The sequence below is a fragment of the Microcoleus sp. Pol8_D6 genome, assembly GCF_036700965.1.
GTDB lineage: Bacteria > Cyanobacteriota > Cyanobacteriia > Cyanobacteriales > Microcoleaceae > Microcoleus.
Window position 1 is genome coordinate 1 of record NZ_JAUBPW010000073.1, and the last position, 17,234, is coordinate 17,234.

General features: G+C 45.2%; 18 protein-coding genes and 2 pseudogenes. 10 read left to right on the top strand and 10 right to left on the bottom strand.

Features of this window, described 5'->3' with window-relative positions:
- Nucleotides 1-71: 71 nt before the first annotated feature.
- Nucleotides 72-194: pseudogene (locus tag QUA10_RS23675) on the top strand (GNAT family N-acetyltransferase); the annotation flags it as partial.
- Between the two features lie 91 nt (nucleotides 195-285).
- Here QUA10_RS23675 and QUA10_RS23680 read toward each other — a convergent pair.
- The 5 genes from QUA10_RS23680 to QUA10_RS23700 all read right to left on the bottom strand — a co-directional run bounded on the left by QUA10_RS23680 (nucleotide 286) and on the right by QUA10_RS23700 (nucleotide 4,662).
- Nucleotides 286-855: a hypothetical protein gene (locus tag QUA10_RS23680; RefSeq protein ID WP_333085073.1), complete on the bottom strand. Its 570-nt coding sequence runs from the start codon at nucleotides 853-855 to the stop codon at nucleotides 286-288.
- 194 nt (nucleotides 856-1,049) lie between these two features.
- Entirely contained in the window at nucleotides 1,050-1,901 is an 852-nt protein-coding gene (locus tag QUA10_RS23685) for a bifunctional class I SAM-dependent methyltransferase/HIT family protein (protein WP_333085074.1), read from the bottom strand.
- 109 nt (nucleotides 1,902-2,010) lie between these two features.
- A complete protein-coding gene (locus QUA10_RS23690; protein WP_333085075.1) occupies nucleotides 2,011-3,642 on the bottom strand; it encodes an Hsp70 family protein in 1,632 nt (543 codons plus the stop codon).
- A gap of 13 nt (nucleotides 3,643-3,655) precedes the next feature.
- The gene (locus QUA10_RS23695) at nucleotides 3,656-4,438 is read right to left on the bottom strand and encodes an XRE family transcriptional regulator (protein ID WP_333085076.1); all 783 of its coding nucleotides are present in this window, start codon (nucleotides 4,436-4,438) and stop codon (nucleotides 3,656-3,658) included.
- 11 nt (nucleotides 4,439-4,449) lie between these two features.
- Nucleotides 4,450-4,662 carry a DUF2997 domain-containing protein gene (locus tag QUA10_RS23700; protein ID WP_333078782.1) on the bottom strand — a complete coding sequence of 71 codons (213 nt, stop codon included), beginning with the start codon at nucleotides 4,660-4,662 and terminating at the stop codon, nucleotides 4,450-4,452.
- A gap of 82 nt (nucleotides 4,663-4,744) precedes the next feature.
- Here QUA10_RS23700 and QUA10_RS23705 point away from each other — a divergent pair, with 82 nt between their 5' ends.
- Nucleotides 4,745-5,767: a low specificity L-threonine aldolase gene (locus QUA10_RS23705; protein ID WP_333085077.1), complete on the top strand. Its 1,023-nt coding sequence runs from the start codon at nucleotides 4,745-4,747 to the stop codon at nucleotides 5,765-5,767.
- 199 nt (nucleotides 5,768-5,966) lie between these two features.
- Here QUA10_RS23705 and QUA10_RS23710 read toward each other — a convergent pair whose 3' ends face one another.
- Together QUA10_RS23710 and QUA10_RS23715 are read right to left on the bottom strand one after the other, a co-directional pair.
- A complete protein-coding gene (locus QUA10_RS23710; protein ID WP_190737102.1) occupies nucleotides 5,967-6,365 on the bottom strand; it encodes a DUF4112 domain-containing protein in 399 nt (132 codons plus the stop codon).
- A gap of 69 nt (nucleotides 6,366-6,434) precedes the next feature.
- Nucleotides 6,435-6,773, bottom strand: coding sequence for a winged helix-turn-helix transcriptional regulator (locus QUA10_RS23715; RefSeq protein ID WP_015177415.1), 339 nt, complete (start codon nucleotides 6,771-6,773; stop codon nucleotides 6,435-6,437).
- A 148-nt stretch (nucleotides 6,774-6,921) separates the two neighbouring features.
- On the opposite strand from QUA10_RS23715, the gene QUA10_RS23720 reads away from it, so the two are divergent.
- Entirely contained in the window at nucleotides 6,922-7,158 is a 237-nt protein-coding gene (locus QUA10_RS23720) for a CDGSH iron-sulfur domain-containing protein (RefSeq protein WP_333085078.1), read from the top strand.
- Nucleotides 7,159-7,373: 215 nt separating this feature from the next.
- The gene (locus tag QUA10_RS23725) at nucleotides 7,374-8,072 is read left to right on the top strand and encodes a pirin family protein (RefSeq protein WP_333085079.1); all 699 of its coding nucleotides are present in this window, start codon (nucleotides 7,374-7,376) and stop codon (nucleotides 8,070-8,072) included.
- A 76-nt stretch (nucleotides 8,073-8,148) separates the two neighbouring features.
- On the opposite strand, the gene QUA10_RS23730 is transcribed toward QUA10_RS23725, so the two are convergent.
- Nucleotides 8,149-8,628: a DUF2442 domain-containing protein gene (locus QUA10_RS23730; RefSeq protein WP_333085080.1), complete on the bottom strand. Its 480-nt coding sequence runs from the start codon at nucleotides 8,626-8,628 to the stop codon at nucleotides 8,149-8,151.
- 137 nt (nucleotides 8,629-8,765) lie between these two features.
- Nucleotides 8,766-9,164 carry a DUF4160 domain-containing protein gene (locus tag QUA10_RS23735; RefSeq protein WP_333086387.1) on the bottom strand — a complete coding sequence of 133 codons (399 nt, stop codon included), beginning with the start codon at nucleotides 9,162-9,164 and terminating at the stop codon, nucleotides 8,766-8,768.
- Between the two features lie 253 nt (nucleotides 9,165-9,417).
- Here QUA10_RS23735 and QUA10_RS23740 point away from each other — a divergent pair, with 253 nt between their 5' ends.
- From QUA10_RS23740 to QUA10_RS23750, 3 genes are all read left to right on the top strand, one after another.
- On the top strand, nucleotides 9,418-9,624 hold the full coding sequence (locus QUA10_RS23740; RefSeq protein WP_333085082.1) for a hypothetical protein: 207 nt from the start codon (nucleotides 9,418-9,420) through the stop codon (nucleotides 9,622-9,624).
- 166 nt (nucleotides 9,625-9,790) lie between these two features.
- On the top strand, nucleotides 9,791-11,434 hold the full coding sequence (locus tag QUA10_RS23745) for a WD40 domain-containing protein (protein ID WP_333085083.1): 1,644 nt from the start codon (nucleotides 9,791-9,793) through the stop codon (nucleotides 11,432-11,434).
- A gap of 112 nt (nucleotides 11,435-11,546) precedes the next feature.
- Nucleotides 11,547-12,191, top strand: a complete 645-nt coding sequence (locus QUA10_RS23750) for a Uma2 family endonuclease (RefSeq protein ID WP_333085084.1) — start codon at nucleotides 11,547-11,549, stop codon at nucleotides 12,189-12,191.
- A gap of 73 nt (nucleotides 12,192-12,264) precedes the next feature.
- Here the strand turns inward: QUA10_RS23750 and QUA10_RS23755 are convergent, their stop codons facing one another.
- The gene (locus QUA10_RS23755) at nucleotides 12,265-12,402 is read right to left on the bottom strand and encodes a hypothetical protein (RefSeq protein WP_333085085.1); all 138 of its coding nucleotides are present in this window, start codon (nucleotides 12,400-12,402) and stop codon (nucleotides 12,265-12,267) included.
- Nucleotides 12,403-12,759: 357 nt separating this feature from the next.
- Here QUA10_RS23755 and QUA10_RS23760 point away from each other — a divergent pair, with 357 nt between their 5' ends.
- The 3 genes and pseudogenes from QUA10_RS23760 to QUA10_RS23770 all read left to right on the top strand — a co-directional run bounded on the left by QUA10_RS23760 (nucleotide 12,760) and on the right by QUA10_RS23770 (nucleotide 17,070).
- The gene (locus QUA10_RS23760; RefSeq protein ID WP_333085086.1) at nucleotides 12,760-12,957 is read left to right on the top strand and encodes a hypothetical protein; all 198 of its coding nucleotides are present in this window, start codon (nucleotides 12,760-12,762) and stop codon (nucleotides 12,955-12,957) included.
- Nucleotides 12,958-13,283: 326 nt separating this feature from the next.
- Nucleotides 13,284-13,988, top strand: a pseudogene (locus QUA10_RS23765) (ABC transporter ATP-binding protein); the annotation flags it as partial.
- Between the two features lie 2,290 nt (nucleotides 13,989-16,278).
- Nucleotides 16,279-17,070, top strand: coding sequence for an ABC transporter permease (locus QUA10_RS23770; protein WP_333085087.1), 792 nt, complete (start codon nucleotides 16,279-16,281; stop codon nucleotides 17,068-17,070).
- Nucleotides 17,071-17,234: the final 164 nt, after the last annotated feature.

Genomic DNA, 17,234 nt, shown 5'->3' on the forward strand with positions numbered 1-17,234 from the left:
TCGCATCTATCACGGGATGGGATTATATTCTATCGGCACTAAATACTGTAGCATAATTTTGGAGAATTGGTATTAGAAATTTGCGCGGTCATCCCTACGAATTTTATCAAAAAATGGGTTTTGCGATCGTGGGAGTGATGCCCGACGCCAACGGAATTGGCAAGCCTGATATTTTCATGGCAAAGCGGTTGTAAAGTTTAATGTAGGTTCTAAATTTACTGACTGGGGGCTTGCCAATCCAACGCTTAGCAAAATTAGTTGTTGAAAGTTTCCCAGAAAATCGGTCTAGTCTGGACGTGCGAACCCCGTTCGAGGGTCGCTAATAAACAAACCCAGAACTAACGAATCCATCACCGTATCCCAGACAGGAGTCAAACGTTCAGCATCGTCAACCCAGTAATCAAAAGTAATCAAACACTGAACATTAGAACCCAATCCAATACAGATTCGCGAATAAGCTTCCCGCTGTTCTGGAGGGTCGATAAACTTAAATTCAGTCCAAACAACGCGGGCAGTTTGCCGCTTCAATTGGATAATTTCCCCAAAAGCGATCGGATTCCGCGTATCATCTTCAACCACCTTCTGTAATAGCGGCACCAGCGGAAAATCTGCCCAGTTATTAGGTGGTAGCAAATTAAACGAAACCTCCAAACGACAATCATCATCCGGCGGCTTTTTATCCGTAAACCGGAACGAGTTAGTATCCGGTTCAAAATGCCAATCTTCCGGGACATCAAAGCGGACTGCACCTCTTCCTGCTACAAAAATTCTAGTTCCAGGCTTTGACTTCCAATTGTGGTCTTCTTTGAGTTCTAGAGTTTCCTTGAGCCATGCTTGCTTTTTGCGCTTAGACATAAACAGAACACCAAATTGCTGCTAATGTGTAGTTTTAGACCTTGCAAACACATTTTAACTGTATTTTGCTCGTCGTTTGCTCAAATATAACAATCCTTACAAAAATTATGAATTCCTCTCTTCTCTATTCCTCTGTGTTCTCTGCGCCTCTGCGGTAAAAAATAATTCCTTTCACAATTTACTAAGTTTTATTTTTAACTCTTGGGAATCACATACCTAATTCCGCCTTTATTCCCAGCCGCATCGCCATTGTAACGGGGGATAACATGAATAGCCGCGTGACTGCGACTTTGACCCGCCTGTTTATTAATATTTATTCCCACATTAAACCCGTCAGGATGAAATTCTTTACTTAACATCTCTTGTACCTTATTAGCCATAAACCAGCAAGCCGATTGCTCTCGAAACGGTAGTTCAAAATAATTGGCGACGTGACGCTTGGGGATGATTAAAACATGACCTTTGCTGGCGGGATAACCATCAAACATCGCATAAGCTGTTGCTGATTCAGTTAGCAAAACTAGGTTTTTATACGGATTGCAGAATATGCAGTTATTAGTAGAATTTCTTTGATGATTGTAATGCACGTATTTGTAAATTTCGCAAGACTCATCTAGGTAAAGTGGCTTAAATGGAAGTTTGACAATACACTGATATGTAGGTTTTTTGTGGACATAATGTTCTCGAAAGCCTTCTTTTTTGATATCCCTTCTCACCGCAAAATACGCATTCCCTCCCGGTTTCAACAGGTGCGACACTTCCATCAGGACATTAGCTTGTTCTTCAGGAAACAAAACATTCAAAACATAAAAGCAAATGATTGTGTCGAATTTATCTTCGGGGAATTCCGGGAAATAATAAGGGTCATAACCCGTAATATCGAAGCCTTTTTGCTGCAACAATTTCACATCGCTGCCGAAGCCGCACCCAAAATCTAAGACTTTCCCTTGCAGCAAGTTTTTATCCAATAAAAATCTTGCCGGAAATGACAGGTAAATTCTTTCGATTGCCGTCAGGTGGCTGAATTTATTTTGTTGCTTTTTCATGGCGGCATAAATTTGATTTAAAGCGATATTCTTCAGTCAGCGCACCATCCAGACGAGAGTTTGTGGAGTAGCAATTTCCAGATCCGAATGTTATCTAAAAATTTTACCATTATTGCAGTTTGGCGATCGCCCCTTTTTCCACCAACACCTTACCAGTCACCAAATCCCGCACCGTCGCCAACAAAACCCGCCTCTCATCCACCTCAAAACTCACCGAAACCCTGTCAATTCCCAATACCCCGGGCGGGTTCAAATGCGCTACGCAAACCTGCTGGTGGTGGCTTTCCAGAGACCGAAAATCCGTTTTTTTGTTTAGCAAACTGCTCGTCATTTGCCCTTTTTCGTTAAAAATAACCTCCGCTTGTGATACCTCCGCAACTTCCCCAATATCTAACCGAATTTCCCTTTGCCCTTCAATTGCCACTTGCAGCGTCAACTCTTCGGAACTTTGACAGGGATACTTCATTTCCTTGCTAAATATCGGCGAATAAGCATAAGCTTTAGCATAAGGTTCCCAGAGGCGAATTGCATAGCTGTGGCGCAAATAATCGTCAACACTCGCTAATTGTGTCAACGCTAAAGCACCGTGTGCCACTGCTTCAAACGGCTTGTCTCTTTGGACTTTTTGCCGCCCAAAATACGAAACCACTAAATTAGATACAGCCGGAATTAGAGAAGTTCCTCCTACCAGCAAAACCTGTTCGATATCTGCTTTGCCGATACCTTTTCCCATTGCAATGCTCAGCAGTTCATCTAAACTTTCGCGCAACTGTTCTAACAACTGCCTAGATTCCAGAATTTCCTCAAGCTTTTCTCGGTTTAGCTGCAAGTCGTAAGACATAAAATTTTCATCATCAAACCAGCTTTCCTTCGCCTCATTAACTTGAGAAAGTTGAATTTTTAACTTTTCCGCTATTTCTAATAAATTTTGCCAGCCAACTGGGCCGACTTCTGCCCGCGACGAACCAATTTGCCGCAAATAATCTTCGACAATCCAGATATCAATATCTTCGCCGCCGACATAAGCATCGGATTTTGCCAATACTTCGGCACGCACCCCCCCCAGCCCCCCCTTGTTAAGGGGGGGAGCGAGATTTGTCCCTGCGTTGTTAAGGGGGGGTAAGGGGGGGGTTAGAGCAGTACGGACTAAACTTAAATCTAAAGTTCCGCCACCAAAATCAACTACTAAAACTAGAGAACCGGGGCGTTTTACTGCATATCCCAGGGCGGCGGCTGTGGATTCATCTATTACCTGAACGTCCGCAACTCCCAAACTTTCTCCGAAGTCGCGAAACCAATCTAGATATCGCTCAAATGCTCCGACGGGTACTGTAAAAATTACTTTTTCTGGCTGTATATTTTGTAAATATAATTGTTTCCAAATACTTTTAATAAACTGTTCGGCTACTAATTCAGGTGTGTAGGTTTCGCCGTCAATATTGCGGGGCGGTGGCTGAAAGTCGGCAGCTAAATTGCGTTTAAAAGCTTTGAAAAAGCGGTCTGGCTGGGATTGCCCCAAACGCTGCGATCGCACTTTTTCTCCCAGCACCAACTCTCCGGCATTTTTCACAAACACTAAAGTCGGAACTACAGATATTTCGCGAATATCTCCGCTCAAATTCTTCGTTTTAAAAATGCGGGACATCTCGCGCAGTCGCAAAGTTTCTGGTGTTTTCGTATCCGGGTTAAGAATGCAGACAACTGTATTGCTGGTGCCGAAGTCAATGGCAACTGTAGTCATGTTAATTTAAAATTTAATTTTTCATTCCCGCTGGAAGGGTGCGACTAACTTTAGCAGGAGTAAGAATTCGCTCTCCCTCTCGATAGCCGACAAACCGAATATAAACTAATTCTCCTTCGGTTATATCCTCAACATCCGGCTGGTGCAACTGCGGATTGTAAGCAGTTTGTTCCCACGCAGAACCAATCATTTCAAAATCCCAACTTGACAAGAGATTTTCTAAGGGAGTAAACAAAGCTGAGAGGTTTTTGGCGGGCATATCCGGCTTGGCTTCTGCCATTTTGCGGGCGGCGGGATAGTTGGTTAACAAAGTTTGCAACTGTTCAAAGGTAGCGCGGCGAAAATCGGCAGTTAGTTGAGCTTTTTGCTGCTGCAGTTCTTCTCGCAGCCGGAAACACTGCTGCCTCAATTCTTCTATTTCGCTGGGATCAGTTGTGATTGTAGCCGATATTGGCAGTGCGAGCAAAGTGCGATCGAACTCTTGAAAATTCAAATTCAGCACTGTTGCCAGCCGTCTCAGTTGGTCTACCGTGAGTTTTCCCACGTCTCCCTGCCGCACTAAGCGCACTCCAAAGCGACTTAAACCTGCTTTTTCGCCTAAGTCTTGCCAATCGAGAATGTCTAGCTGATTCATGCGTTCCCGCAGAATTTTATCGTACTTAAACTCGATCGCATCTCCCGCCTCAGATGCAGCATAAAGGTAGACTAAAATGAGAAAAATGCCCCCGACAGCCAGGGCGAAGCTGAAGGCAGGCACTGTTGTTACATCAACTGTTGCACCGAGGAAGTCAAACATCTTTAACTCTTCTAAACTTGTTTTAAAGTCTGCGTTTGTTCAACGACCAAATTTTCTTCGCCTTGGTAGTATTCTGGCAGCAAGTCTTGAGATTCTACTTCTCCGAGGGCTTTTTCTATCCCGGCGGTGGTTTCGGTGCAACTCGAACCGCTGGCGTTAAGGACGGTTTCGGTAATTTTGCCGTCTTTGCCGATGCGGTATTCTATTTGGCGGTATTCTGCCATAATTCTTCCTCTTGATTGAATGCTTGACTGTTGGCTGTTGAGTGTTGAGTTATATTATAGATTCTATTTACCAATTATTCTAATGAATTTTTGTAGCGACAATGCAACCGGGGTTTCGCCGGAAATTATGGCAGCGATTGCAGCGGCTAATTGTGGTGCTGTGATGTCTTACGGAGATGATGAATATACGCAGCGTTTGCAAGTTAAATTTTCGGATTTGTTCGAGACATCGGTGACTGTTTTTCCGGTAGCAACTGGTTCTGCTGCTAATGCTCTGGCCCTTGCGGTTATGACTCCTCCTTACGGGGCTGTTTACTGTCACGCAGCATCTCATATTAATCTAGATGAATGCGGCGCGCCGGAGTTTTTTACAGGCGGTGCAAAGTTAGTTACAGTAACAGGAAATCATGGTAAAATAGAGGCAGAGACTTTAGGAAAAATACTCGATCGCGCTGGTGCAGGTGTCGTCCACCACGTACAGCCCGCAGCCGTCAGCATCACTCAAGCAACGGAAGCCGGCACAGTCTACAATCCCGCAGAAATTTCCCACATTTCGGAAGTAGTTCGCGCTCACAATTTGCACCTGCACATGGATGGAGCTCGCTTTGCCAATGCTGTTGTCAGTTTGGGCTGTTCTCCGGCGGATGTCACTTGGCGGGCTGGTGTGGATATTCTATCGTTTGGAGCGACAAAAAACGGCGCGATGGCTGCGGAAGCTGTGGTTTTTTTTAATCAAAAATTAGCAAAGACTTTCCCTTTTTACCGCAAGCGCAGCGGGCATCTATTCTCGAAAATGCGGTTTTTGTCGGCGCAGTTGGAAGCGTATATAATGGATGATTTGTGGCTGAAGAATGCGGCTCATGCAAATAATATGGCAGCTAAATTAGCCAAAGGTTTGGCGGAAGTTGAGGGAGCGAAGTTTTGCGATCGGGTTGAAGCCAACGAGATTTTTATTCAACTTCCCGAATCTGTAATTACATCGGTTTTAGCTGAGGGTTTTCTGTTTTATCGGTGGGATGAATGTACTGTTAGACTGGTAACGGCTTTTAATACTAGAGAAGAAGATGTTATTGCTTTGGTGGAAGCGGCTAAACGACATCAGTGATTATTTCGTAAGGGCGAGTTTTACGAATAATATCTGACGAGTACCAACAATCTAGATAAACCCGCCCCCCACAACAGATAACCCACATCAACATTAAATTTGGATCGAATGCGGAAAATCTACATTCGGATTTTTCGCTTGATGGGGCGAGCTTGAGAGATTGTTGGTTATTTACAATTATTGTTTGTGAAATTCGTACCTACAATTTAATAGATTGAGGAACAGGTTCGGCAACTGCGGCTAGTTCTGGTTCAGCTTCTTCGAGGTGTGCTTCTAAAAGCGCCAGATTTCTCATGTTTGATTTATAAAAAGCATCGAAGATATCTCCTACTAAAGGTACTGAACCAACGACGGCTTCTAGACCGATATTGTAAATCATTTTCCCTAGAGTTTTTTGGGGAATGTTGAATCGAGTTGCTAAATAAATTAGGTAGGCGGAAAAGGCGGTATCTACGATATCCCCAGCACCCGGAACTAAACCGATAATGGGGTCTAAACCAATGCGAAATTTGGTGCCGGGGATGCCAATGGCGGTATCCATCAGGCGGCTGAGTTTGCGGATGCGGTTGAGGGTGGCGAGACGCTCTATGTTGTTCATATTATTATTGTTGAACTAGGTTGAAAATTTGAAATCTGTCGGAAGACGGAAAAAACATATACAAATAGCTCATTTTCCATCTTCGCTAATATGCTGAATTCCCCATTCGTGCATGGCATTAATAATCGGTTTGAGACTTTCGCCCAAAGGCGTTAGCGAATATTCAACTTTTGGCGGCACTTGCAGGTAAATTTCCCGGTGGACAATCCCGTCTGATTCCATTTCCCGCAGTTGCTGCGTCAGCATCTTCTGAGTAATGCCGTTGACAGCTCGTTGCAGCTCGTTAAAGCGCTTCACTCCTGGAAACAACTCCCGCAGAATCAAGACTTTCCAGCGCCCGCCTATCACCTCTAGAGTGCGTTCTACAGGGCAATTTGCTCGATCGACCTTTACTTCTTGGACTTGCATAGTATCTTTTTGGTAACTACCCTACTTTTAAGTGCGTACTTCCCATAATAGCTTGACTCGGTTTAAAGTAGAAACATCGCAGAAATCAAACAAACTAAACCGATAAATATATTTCTGCATCTGGCATCAATAAAAAAAGGAGAACACGATGAGCCAACCTGTGATTGCTGATAAAAAACCCGCCGTTATGGAACTTGAACCCGGTACTTACTACTGGTGCACCTGCGGTCAAGCTAAGAATCAGCCTTTTTGTGACGGTTCCCATAAAGGTAGCGAATTTGTGCCACTAGCTTTTGAAGTAACTGAGAAAAAAACTGTGGCGATCTGCAACTGCAAGCATACCGCAAATTCTCCATTTTGCGACGGCGCTCATAGCAAACTTTAAAGGCAGCAATAATCAAGGAGAAACCAATCGTGCATCAACCGCTTTTGGTTTCATTTTACAACTAAATAGGACTTAGGCATCAATACCAAAGAAACCCGGTTTTTCACCGCTATTAAAGCTGCGATGCACTATTATCCTAAAAAAAATCGGTTTCTACGTCCAGGGCTGCTAAACAAACACCACAATTTTCATGATTTTTAAATTAGGAGGAGAAGATGATTACCGTTAGAAAAAGTGAAGCAAGAGGACACGCTAATCACGGTTGGCTGGACAGTTACCACACATTTTCTTTTGCCGGCTATTACGATCCAAATTATATGAATTTTCGCTCTTTGCGGGTAATTAATGAGGATGTCGTTAGCCCCGGCAGAGGTTTCGGCACTCACGGACACAGCGACATGGAAATCATTACTTATGTATTAGAAGGAGCATTAGAACACAAGGACAGTTTGGGTACTGGTGCAGTGATTAAACCCGGTGAAGTGCAGCGGATGAGTGCAGGTACGGGTATCCAGCACAGCGAGTTCAACAACTCGCAAACAGACCCGGTTCATTTGCTGCAAATCTGGCTGTTACCCGATACAAAAGGCTTGCAGCCGAGTTACGAACAGCGGGAGTTTCCCCTAGCAGAAAGGCGCGGAAAACTGCGTTTAGTGGCGGCACGAGATGCGAGAGATGGTGCTGTGAAAGTGCATCAAGATGTGGATTTGTATGCCGCTGTTTTGGATAAAGATTCGCGGGTTTCTCATGCTTTGCAGCCGAATCGCCACGCTTGGGTGCAAGTTGCTCGCGGCTCGGTTTTGCTCAACGGTTTGCCTTTGAAAAATGGCGACGCTGCGGCTGTTAGCGGGGAGGCTGAGGTGGTGATTGAAGCTACGGCAGATGCTGAATTTTTGCTGTTTGATTTGGCATAGAATTACACACTAAATTCCCGGCTTCTCCCAGAAGTCGGGGATTTAATTCACTGGCATCTGACAGCTAAAATGGATTTCAAGAATTAACAGAAATATTCTTTTTAGGTCGTCCGCCTTTCTTGCCATTTTTCCGTGCTGCTGCCGATTTAGAGCTTGAAATTGCCTGTCCTCCCTTCCTACCTAATTCAGCCATCCAAGATTTTGTCCCAAAAATACCTGCTACAAGTTCGGGAATGCCAAAATCAACATCTAAGCTTTCCCAGTGTACGCTGCTGCCAGAAGGAGGCAGCCAAACATCAGCCAACTGTTCTGGTGAAGCACCTTCTAAGCCTTGTGCCAGCTTTGGAGGAAAACAAAAAATAGCGCCGTTTTTCAGTTTGATAACTATTAAATCTTCAGACTGATTATATTGCACGGATTCGGCACGCGGTTCTGTAGCCTCAGCGGTTTTCCATGCTTGCTTAGCTTGGGCTATTTGCTCTCGGAGATTTTCCTCGGTTAATTCTTTGTCCCAGCTCTTAACTGCCATGTATTCCTCTTTTGTGACTTGCGACATTAAATATTCTCAAACTCTTGTCCCGTATGGATTCTGTCTTTCCGGTAACGAAAGACAGAATCTCTCATCAATTTAAGGCGGAACTACTAATTTTACAGTAACTTCAGATTGGTAAACAAATTTTATTTGTTCCATAGTCATTGATGTATTTCTTGCCATTTGCTTAACAACATTTCTTGATTATCGGCTACTAATCTAAGAGCGCTCACTAAATCTTTATCCTTTATTCGATCGTGTGCGTAAACTAAGCTAGGAGCTTGTTTTTCAGAGCCAATATTAATTTTGATTTCCATCTGGTTCTTATCATTTTTTCTACCTTTGAAGATGTGGACGTGAGCTGGAATATGGTCGTTAGTATAAATATATATAAATAGATTGTTCTGGCGGTCTTCAAGAACTTTGGGCATGAGACGCTGTTCTCCAACGTGAGGGTTTGCAGGACTTATGCACAGCCTGCTTGTAGTAGGGGCAATCGCCCCCGTTGTTGCCCCTATTTTTTGGATTGTGGCATAAGCCCTAATTGCATAATAACCCAAGCGTTGGGTTTTGTCAACTGACGCATTCTACTAATACTTGTGCGTAGGGTGCGTCAGCGCGAAGCTAACAATATGGTAAAAAATAATCAATCCTGACGCACATTTTGCTGTTGCATGGGATTGTCTTAAGCGGACTGTGAATAACATGATACTTAATAATGGGTTACTACTTAGGAAATAAGTAAATAGGAGGAAGAAACTAATTTTTATTTGTGGTATTTCTGGTAAGGGTAAATGTTTAGGATAAATTTTTATGCAAGAAAACCCGATCGCCCGAAAGCATCTTATTGGGAGCCTGATCACTGGTTTAGCAGTTGGCGCGATCGCAGGCGCACCCCTCGGCTGGATGGCTAATGGGTATTATTCCGAGCAGCGTTTGGCTCAAATTCTGATTTGCCGAGAAAAAAATAGAGATCAGCCAGTGGCTATTGTTGAGGCTAGGTGCGGTTCCCGATTCTAAATTTTTCTGCTAGCCAGAGGGCTGTGTCAAATATTTTTAGGCTTGTGCGAATGTCGAAAGTTCGATATCGTCGCGCAGGCGTTTTAGCGTTGTCAACGGTAAATATGCCACAAACCGGATAACTTTTCCGTCAGTTGATATGTGGGTATGTTAAATTGACACAAAAATGAATTACAGCAGAACTATTCCGGCTATTTTGAGTGCTACGATCGCCCTGAGTTCGATCGCTCTCATCCCACTGACATCACCTCAAATTGCCCTCGCATTAACCGCCGACAAAGTTAAAACCGTTGCCCAACAAATTACGGTTCGCATCCAGGGGCCAAAAGGCGGTTCTGGAGTAATTTTAGAGAAACAAGGCAGCACATACTATATTCTCACTAACTGGCACGTGGTCGATAAAGCTGGCGATTACGAGGTCGTAACTCCTGACGGCAAAGCTCACTCTGTATCATATAGCCTCGTACGGCGAATGCCCGGTGCGGATTTGGCGATCGTACCCTTCAGCAGCACTCAAAGCTACCCCCTGGCTCAATTAGCCAATTCCGCAGCAACTAAGGGAAACAAGGCTTATGTCGCGGGCTGGCCGATATCCGGCGGTTCTCTGAGACAGCCGATTTTCATCGCTACCGAAGGTCAGCTTACCGGCCGCCAAACTCCTTGGAACGGTTATACTTTGGTATACAATAACTTAGTGAGAGCGGGCATGAGCGGGGGGCCGGTGCTCGACGATGCAGGGCGAGTTGTCGCAATTAACGGCATTGTCAGGTTAGAGGATAACTCTGATAAAATTGTGGCGGCGGGAATAGAAATTAATACTTTCATGAAATGGCGATCGACTATTTCGCTGCCAGTCGTTCCCCAATCTCCTACTGCCGGAAACCCGAAAACTCCGGCGAATAATGCGCCCCGCACGCCCGCAAGTACGCTCGCCTTTGCCGCCACAAATACCCTCAAAGGGCCTTCGGAAGTTGTCAGTTCCCTTGCCCTAGCTTCCGCTTATTTTACTACAGGAAATAGCAACGGCACAATCTCAGTTTGGAATTTCCCCAGCGGGCAATTAAAAACTACCCTGCAAGGTCACACGGAAGCAGTAAACGCATTGGCCGCGAGTGCGGATGGCAAGGTGTTAGCTAGCGGCAGCGACGACAAAACTGTGAAAATTTGGAATTTAGAAACTGGCGCGGTTGTACGCACTTTGAGCGGGCATTCCAATGCTGTTTCGAGCGTTGCCGTTAGTCCCGACGGTCAATTTGTAGCCAGTGGCAGTTGGGACAAAACGATTAAGATTTGGAATGGGAAAACGGGGGAATTGCTGCGGACTTTGACCGGGCATTCTGGGTTGGTGAATGCTGTTGCAATCAGTCCCGACAACAAAACTTTAGCTAGCGGCAGCAAAGACGGTTCAATTAGGTTGTGGAATTTAGCTACAGGTCAAGCAATTCGCACGATTAGCGGCAAAAACTTGTCTGTTTTGTCGCTAGCTTTTACTCCTGACGGCCAGAGTTTAGCTGCGGGAAATAGCAACGGTACAATCGGTTTGTGGAATACCGGAAACGGGCAGTTAATTCGGCGTTTAAGCGGGCATACAGACGGGGTTTGGTCGGTGGCTTTCAGTCGGGATGGCACTACTTTGGTTAGTGGCAGTTGGGATAAGAGTGTGAGACTTTGGGATGTGCGATCGGGCGAATTGAGAGGTAATTTGAGCGGTCATTCTGGCTACGTTAGCGCTGTGGCGATTAGCAGCGACGGTAAGACTATTGTTAGTGCGGGTTGGTTGGGGGAAATTAAGATTTGGAAAAGGAGTTGAGATTTTTTTATTTAACCGCAGAGGGCGCAGAGGGCGCAGAGGAGGAGAAGAGAGAACAGGGTTTGCATTTAATTGAGTGGTGTTATACGATCGAGATATTTGGGATAAAAAAATGAGTGGACTAAAGACTAAATTGCCTACAGACACCTGGGTAGTAGCAACCTGGGAAGAGTTCATAGCGATGGCAGATGACCCTGCTTACAGTAAAGCCAAATGCTACTATCGCAACGGACAAATGAAGATTGAAACTATGTCAGTAGGGCCTGATCATTCACGAGATAATGCGATCGCACTTTTCGCAATTAACCTATTTTGTACTATCAAAGGTATTTCTCTTAACGGATTGGATAACTGTAGCTACCGGAAAACAGGAGTGCGAGAGTGTCAACCGGATGTCTCATACTATATTGGAGAAAGAGCGCAATTAGCACCGAGGGGAAGTTCGATCGCAAGTCTTGACGTTACCCCGCCGCCAGATTTGGTCATAGAAGTTGCTGACTCAACTTTGGCTGATGATATTGGTGAAAAACGGTTGCTTTACGAAGAATTAAAAGTTGCTGAATATTGGGTAGTAGACGTGCAGAAATCTCAAATTATTGCTTTTGCGATTATTGCTGATAATGGCAGTCGGCGGCTTGTTCAATCGGAAGTTTTGCCGGGATTAACTATTGCTGTCTTGGAAGAGGCTTTGCGGCGGAGTCGCACTGAAGATCAAGCACAGGGAGGGGCTTGGCTGTTGGCTCAATTTCAGCAGTAATCGAAATAGAAAGCGATCGCCCTCTCTGCAAAAAAGCGCGATTTTCCAACCTACTTGATCTTAACTCCCCAAGCTAAACTACTAAATCTTCGATCGAGAATTTCAATAAGTCGCACAGGGCTTTCATCTGTGCTGGGTATAGCTTGGGGACGTGTCTGTCGGTTTCCCAGTTGATGACCGTTGACTGCACAACTTGACACGCTATTGCCACTTGTATCTGAGTTAAATTTCAACTTTGGCGTCGTATTCTTAGTTTTTGCCTCAGCGTCATTATTTATCCCTCATTCAGTTGACTGTATGTATTCAGTTGACTGTATATAGTCAACTGAATATCTACAGTCAGTTGACTATATTTAGTTGATTATTTTCAACAATTTTTGTAAATAACTATTGACTCGATATAAAAAAATTGGTAGAAATAATGCTTATAAATAACCTGATTTCTTTAGCCTTCTATGGAATTAGGAAATTTGTGTGCAAAGCCTGAAACAAGTCAAAAGCCAGTCCGCGCCCTCGACAAGCATTGAACTGGCTTTGGCTCCAATACTAAATGGAGACAAGGTTAATTATGCCTTATAAAGACCGCCTCAACAAGTGGTTGGTTGTTCGCCTGCTTCCCAATATGCAGCGAATCACTGTAGCCAATTTCTTCAGACATTCCGATGCTGACGGCTATCTGCGGATAATCCGACAGTTAATCCCCAATGCTCAATTTGTGATTGTGTTTAATGCCGATATCAACCTAGAAACAGCCCCGCGTCTGTAGCGAAGGCAGCTAGTGGAGCGTTCGGTTAGGCACGGACTCTACTGGTAGGGTGCGTCAGTTGGAGCGATTCGATGTACATCGGCTAATCATTTCCGCGCTTTGCACCCTACTACCTAGCATTTTGCTTCAAAGTCCGATCAACCATTATGATAGATTTGGTTCTTGCCAGACTACACTGGAAGACAAAATCAAATTAAAAATTTCGCCATAAATTCGATCTACCCGCCGATCGGGCGGGACTCTCAACTTCGTGGAACAGGCGTCCCGCCTGTGGTTGGCAAAGTAAATCTAAAATCTAAAACCTAAAATCGCGTGACTTCTGACAAATGATTGAAGTAGAACACTTAAGCAAAACTTACGGTTCGACCGCAGCGATCGCGGACGTGTCTTTTTCGGTCGAATCAGGAGAAATTCTCGGTTTTTTGGGGCCAAACGGCGCGGGCAAAACCACAACCATGCGGATTTTATCGGGATATTTGCCGGCATCCAGCGGTACGGCCCGCATCGCCGGCATGGATGTTCACGAAGACTCGATGGCCGTCAGACAGCGCATCGGCTATCTGCCGGAAAACCCGCCACTGTATCCAGAAATGACTGTGGAAGGGTTTCTGTTTTTTGTCGCCCGGATCAAGCAAGTACCTGCGGGCGATCGCGCGCGACGAGTTACCTCCGCGATCGAACGCTGCGGCCTGCTTGATAAACGCAAAGTTTTAATCCGCAAACTTTCTAAAGGATTTCGGCAGCGCGTCGGTATCGCCCAGGCGATCGTCCACGATCCACCGGTCATTATCTTAGACGAACCAACCGTCGGTCTCGACCCCCGACAAATCATCGAAGTCCGCAATTTAATCAAAAGTCTTGGCGGCCAGCACACAATCATCCTTTCCACGCACATTCTGCCGGAAGTCAGCATGACTTGCAACCGCGTCACCATCATCAATCGCGGAAAAATCGTCGCTGCGGGTAGTCCCGAAAATTTGATGGGAGAGTTGGCCGCCGGAGAGGGTTACGAACTCGAAGTTGAAGGCGAGGGGGATTTGGTAAACAGTCTGCTGTTGCCTTCTTTGGGAAACTTGCGGGGAGTTCGATCGGTGGAATTGATTCCAAGCAATCAATTTTTAGTGGGTCGCTACCGCCTGCGGGCATTGTGCGAACCGGACATAGAACCCGGACGAGAAATTGCCACAGCTATCCTCGCCTCTGGATTTGGACTGTGCGAAATGCGCCGCAATCGGGCTAGTTTGGAAGATGTGTTTTTAAGGCTGACAGCGGCTGAAAAGAAACCGGAAAATCTGGTGCACAGCGAACCGGAGGTCGATCGAAATCTGCAAGAAGCGGCAGAAACTCAAGAGTTGATCGCGGATTCTCATCAATCCGAATCGCAACCGATAGTCGAAAATCTGCAAGTTTCAGATAGGCAAGAGTCTCTCTATGATTCTCATTCAGCATCGGAACCAGTTGCAGACACCGTAGAGTTGAGAGAACATCCTCAACCAGAATCAGAACCAGTTGCAGACACCGTAGAGTTGAGAGAACATCCTCAACCAGAATCAGAACCAGTTCCAGAAACCGTAGAGTTGAGAGAACATCCTCAACCCGAATCAGAACCAGTTCCAGAAACCGTAGAGTTGAGAGAACATCCTCAACCAGAATCAGAATCAGTTGCAGAAACCGTAGATTTGAGTGAAGGGAAGCATCTCAGTTTGGGTGTCACAGGAACCCGATCATCTTACTCGCTACAGATATCTAAACAAGCAAGCAGGATGCTCACTTTTGTAAAAAATGTTTTTTATAAAAGGGAGATACTCCCGATAGAACCTTCTCCACCAGCACCAGTTGTCGAAAATCTAGAAGTTTCACAAACCGTAGAGTTGATCGAGCATCCTCAACCAGAATCCGAACCAGTTGTCGAAAGGCAAGAGTCGATCAAGCATCGTGAACCAGAACCGATTGTCGAAAATCTAGAAGTTTCACAAACCGTAGAGTCGATCGAGCATCGTGAACCAGAACCGATTGTCGAAAATCTAGAAGTTTCACAAACCGTAGAGTTGATCGAGCATCGTGAACCAGAACCGATTGTCGAAAATCTAGAAGTTTCACAAACCGTAGAGTCGATTGAACATCCTCAACCAGAACCGATAGTCGAAAATCTGCAAGTTTCAGAAACAGTAGAGTCGCTCGAGCATCCTCAACCAGAACCGATTATCGAAAATGTAGAAGTTTCAGAAACAGTAGAGTCGATTGAACATCCTCAACCAGAACCGATTGTTGAAAATGTAGAAGTTTCAGAAACGGTAGAGTCGATTGAACATCCTCAACCAGAACCGATTGTTGAAAGGCAAGAGTCGATCGACTATTCTCAACCAGAAGCCGAACCAATTACAGAAACACCAGAGGAAATAAGCGATTTAGAACCAGAAATGCAACCAGTGGCAGATTTTCTGGAAATTGTAGAAAGACAAGAGTCGATCGAACTTTCTCAGCCAGAACAGGTTGTCGAAAATTTGCTCATTGTAGAAACAGTAGAGTCGATCGAACATTCTCAAGCAGAACAGGTTGTCGAAAATCAGCCGGTTGTTTCAGAAACGGTAGAGTCGAGCGAGCATTATCAACCAGAACCGATTGTCGAAAATCTAGAAGTTTCAGAAACGGTAGAGTCGAGCGAACATCCTCAACTAGAACCGATTGTCGAAAATCTGCTGATTGTCGAAACAGTAGAGTCGATCGAGCATTCTGAGCCAGAACAGGTTGTCGAAAATTTGCTCATTGTTCAAATGGTAGAGCCGATCGAACTTTCTCAACCAGAACCCGAACTGATTTTAGATGCGCCAAAGTCGATCGAGCTTTCTCCACCAGAATCTGAACTGATTTTAGATGCACCAAAGTCGATCGAGCTTTCTCAGCCAGAATCAGAACCGATTTTAGATACACCAAAGTCGATCGAGCTTTCTCAGCCAGAATCAGAACCGATTTTAGATGCACCAAAGTCGATCGAGCTTTCTCCACCAGAATCAGAACCGATTTTAGATGCACCAAAGTCGATCGAGCTTTCTCAGCCAGAACCCGAACCGATTTTAGATGCGCCAAAGTCGAGCCAACCTTCTCAACCAGAACTCCAACCAGTTGTTAAAAATCGGCCACTTAAAAAAAAGCCACAATCGAGTAGCGATTCTCGGATCGAACAGTCGCCTATGACCAAAAAGCGGCCAATAGAAAGGAAGCAAAAGGATAGCAACGACAGCGAAACACCACCCGCAGGCGACTCAGAATGAACCAATTACCAAGGCCCAATTACCCCTTCCCAATTCCTAAAGGTTAGTAATGATTAGTAATATTGTCGCAATTTACCGCAAAGAACTACAAAGCTATTTTGCATCGCCATTAGCCTATGCCATCGCAGCAGTCTTTTGGCTAATCACCGGCTACTTTTTAATAGCCATCCTCCTCGCCCCCGACGGGTTAATTCCCCAAATCGGCCAGCGAGACCAAATGGGAATTACCGAACCTCCCATCGACGTAGCCTACGAATTCCTGCAACTATTTCTGCGAATCATGGGTTCCCTTTCACTGTTCGTACTACCCGCACTCTCAATGGGACTTTACGCCGAAGAACGGAAACGCGGAACCTTAGAACTATTAGCCACCTCGCCCTTAACAAACTGGGCAGTGGCTACCGGCAAACTCCTCGGCGTTTTAACATTTTATACCACAATGTTGCTGCCCCTGCTATTTTGCGAGGCGATCGCCCTCAGTTCCTCAACCCCACCCGTACCCCCCGGAGTTCTTCTGCTAGGACACGGCGGCTTAATATTACTAGCAGCAGGAGTATTGTCGCTCGGAATGTTTATTTCCTCCCTCACCGACAGCACAATTTTATCCGCCATCCTCACCTTCACTCTAGTATTATTTCTCTGGGTGATCGATGCAGTCGCCGTCAGTATCGGTGGCCCCTTCGGCACAGCATTAGGGCATTTGTCGCTCCTAACAAATTACACCAATCTTGTCAAGGGAGTTTTCGATACCAGCAGTTTAATTATGTTTGTCAGTTACATCATTTTAGGAGTATTTCTGACCGCTCAATCCATCGATGCGCTGCGATATCAGCGTTCTTAAAAGCATCAGGGAAGGCTTCGGAGAATAAAGAGGAAAGAGTGGGAAAGTAGGAGATTGGGATAGTTGCACCTTAAAGGAAACACCACCAATGCCCAATGCCCAATGCCCCATTCCCAATTCCCAATTCCCAATTAATGTTAGTTATTCCACTAATTTCTTGAAAT

Bases quoted from the DNA above. Each gene is read 5' to 3' on its own strand.
- QUA10_RS23740 (WP_333085082.1), top strand. From the start codon at position 9,418: ATGCAAGAAAACCCGATCGCCCGAAAGCATCTTATTGGGAGCCTGATC.
- QUA10_RS23750 (WP_333085084.1), top strand. From the start codon at position 11,547: ATGAGTGGACTAAAGACTAAATTGCCTACAGACACCTGGGTAGTAGCA.
- QUA10_RS23705 (WP_333085077.1), top strand. From the start codon at position 4,745: ATGAATTTTTGTAGCGACAATGCAACCGGGGTTTCGCCGGAAATTATG.
- QUA10_RS23680 (WP_333085073.1), bottom strand. From the start codon at position 855: ATGTCTAAGCGCAAAAAGCAAGCATGGCTCAAGGAAACTCTAGAACTC.
- QUA10_RS23770 (WP_333085087.1), top strand. From the start codon at position 16,279: ATGATTAGTAATATTGTCGCAATTTACCGCAAAGAACTACAAAGCTAT.
- QUA10_RS23730 (WP_333085080.1), bottom strand. From the start codon at position 8,628: ATGTCGCAAGTCACAAAAGAGGAATACATGGCAGTTAAGAGCTGGGAC.
- QUA10_RS23710 (WP_190737102.1), bottom strand. From the start codon at position 6,365: ATGAACAACATAGAGCGTCTCGCCACCCTCAACCGCATCCGCAAACTC.
- QUA10_RS23695 (WP_333085076.1), bottom strand. From the start codon at position 4,438: ATGTTTGACTTCCTCGGTGCAACAGTTGATGTAACAACAGTGCCTGCC.
- QUA10_RS23720 (WP_333085078.1), top strand. From the start codon at position 6,922: ATGAGCCAACCTGTGATTGCTGATAAAAAACCCGCCGTTATGGAACTT.
- QUA10_RS23760 (WP_333085086.1), top strand. From the start codon at position 12,760: ATGCCTTATAAAGACCGCCTCAACAAGTGGTTGGTTGTTCGCCTGCTT.
- QUA10_RS23690 (WP_333085075.1), bottom strand. From the start codon at position 3,642: ATGACTACAGTTGCCATTGACTTCGGCACCAGCAATACAGTTGTCTGC.
- QUA10_RS23715 (WP_015177415.1), bottom strand. From the start codon at position 6,773: ATGCAAGTCCAAGAAGTAAAGGTCGATCGAGCAAATTGCCCTGTAGAA.
- QUA10_RS23685 (WP_333085074.1), bottom strand. From the start codon at position 1,901: ATGAAAAAGCAACAAAATAAATTCAGCCACCTGACGGCAATCGAAAGA.
- QUA10_RS23725 (WP_333085079.1), top strand. From the start codon at position 7,374: ATGATTACCGTTAGAAAAAGTGAAGCAAGAGGACACGCTAATCACGGT.
- QUA10_RS23700 (WP_333078782.1), bottom strand. From the start codon at position 4,662: ATGGCAGAATACCGCCAAATAGAATACCGCATCGGCAAAGACGGCAAA.
- QUA10_RS23745 (WP_333085083.1), top strand. From the start codon at position 9,791: ATGAATTACAGCAGAACTATTCCGGCTATTTTGAGTGCTACGATCGCC.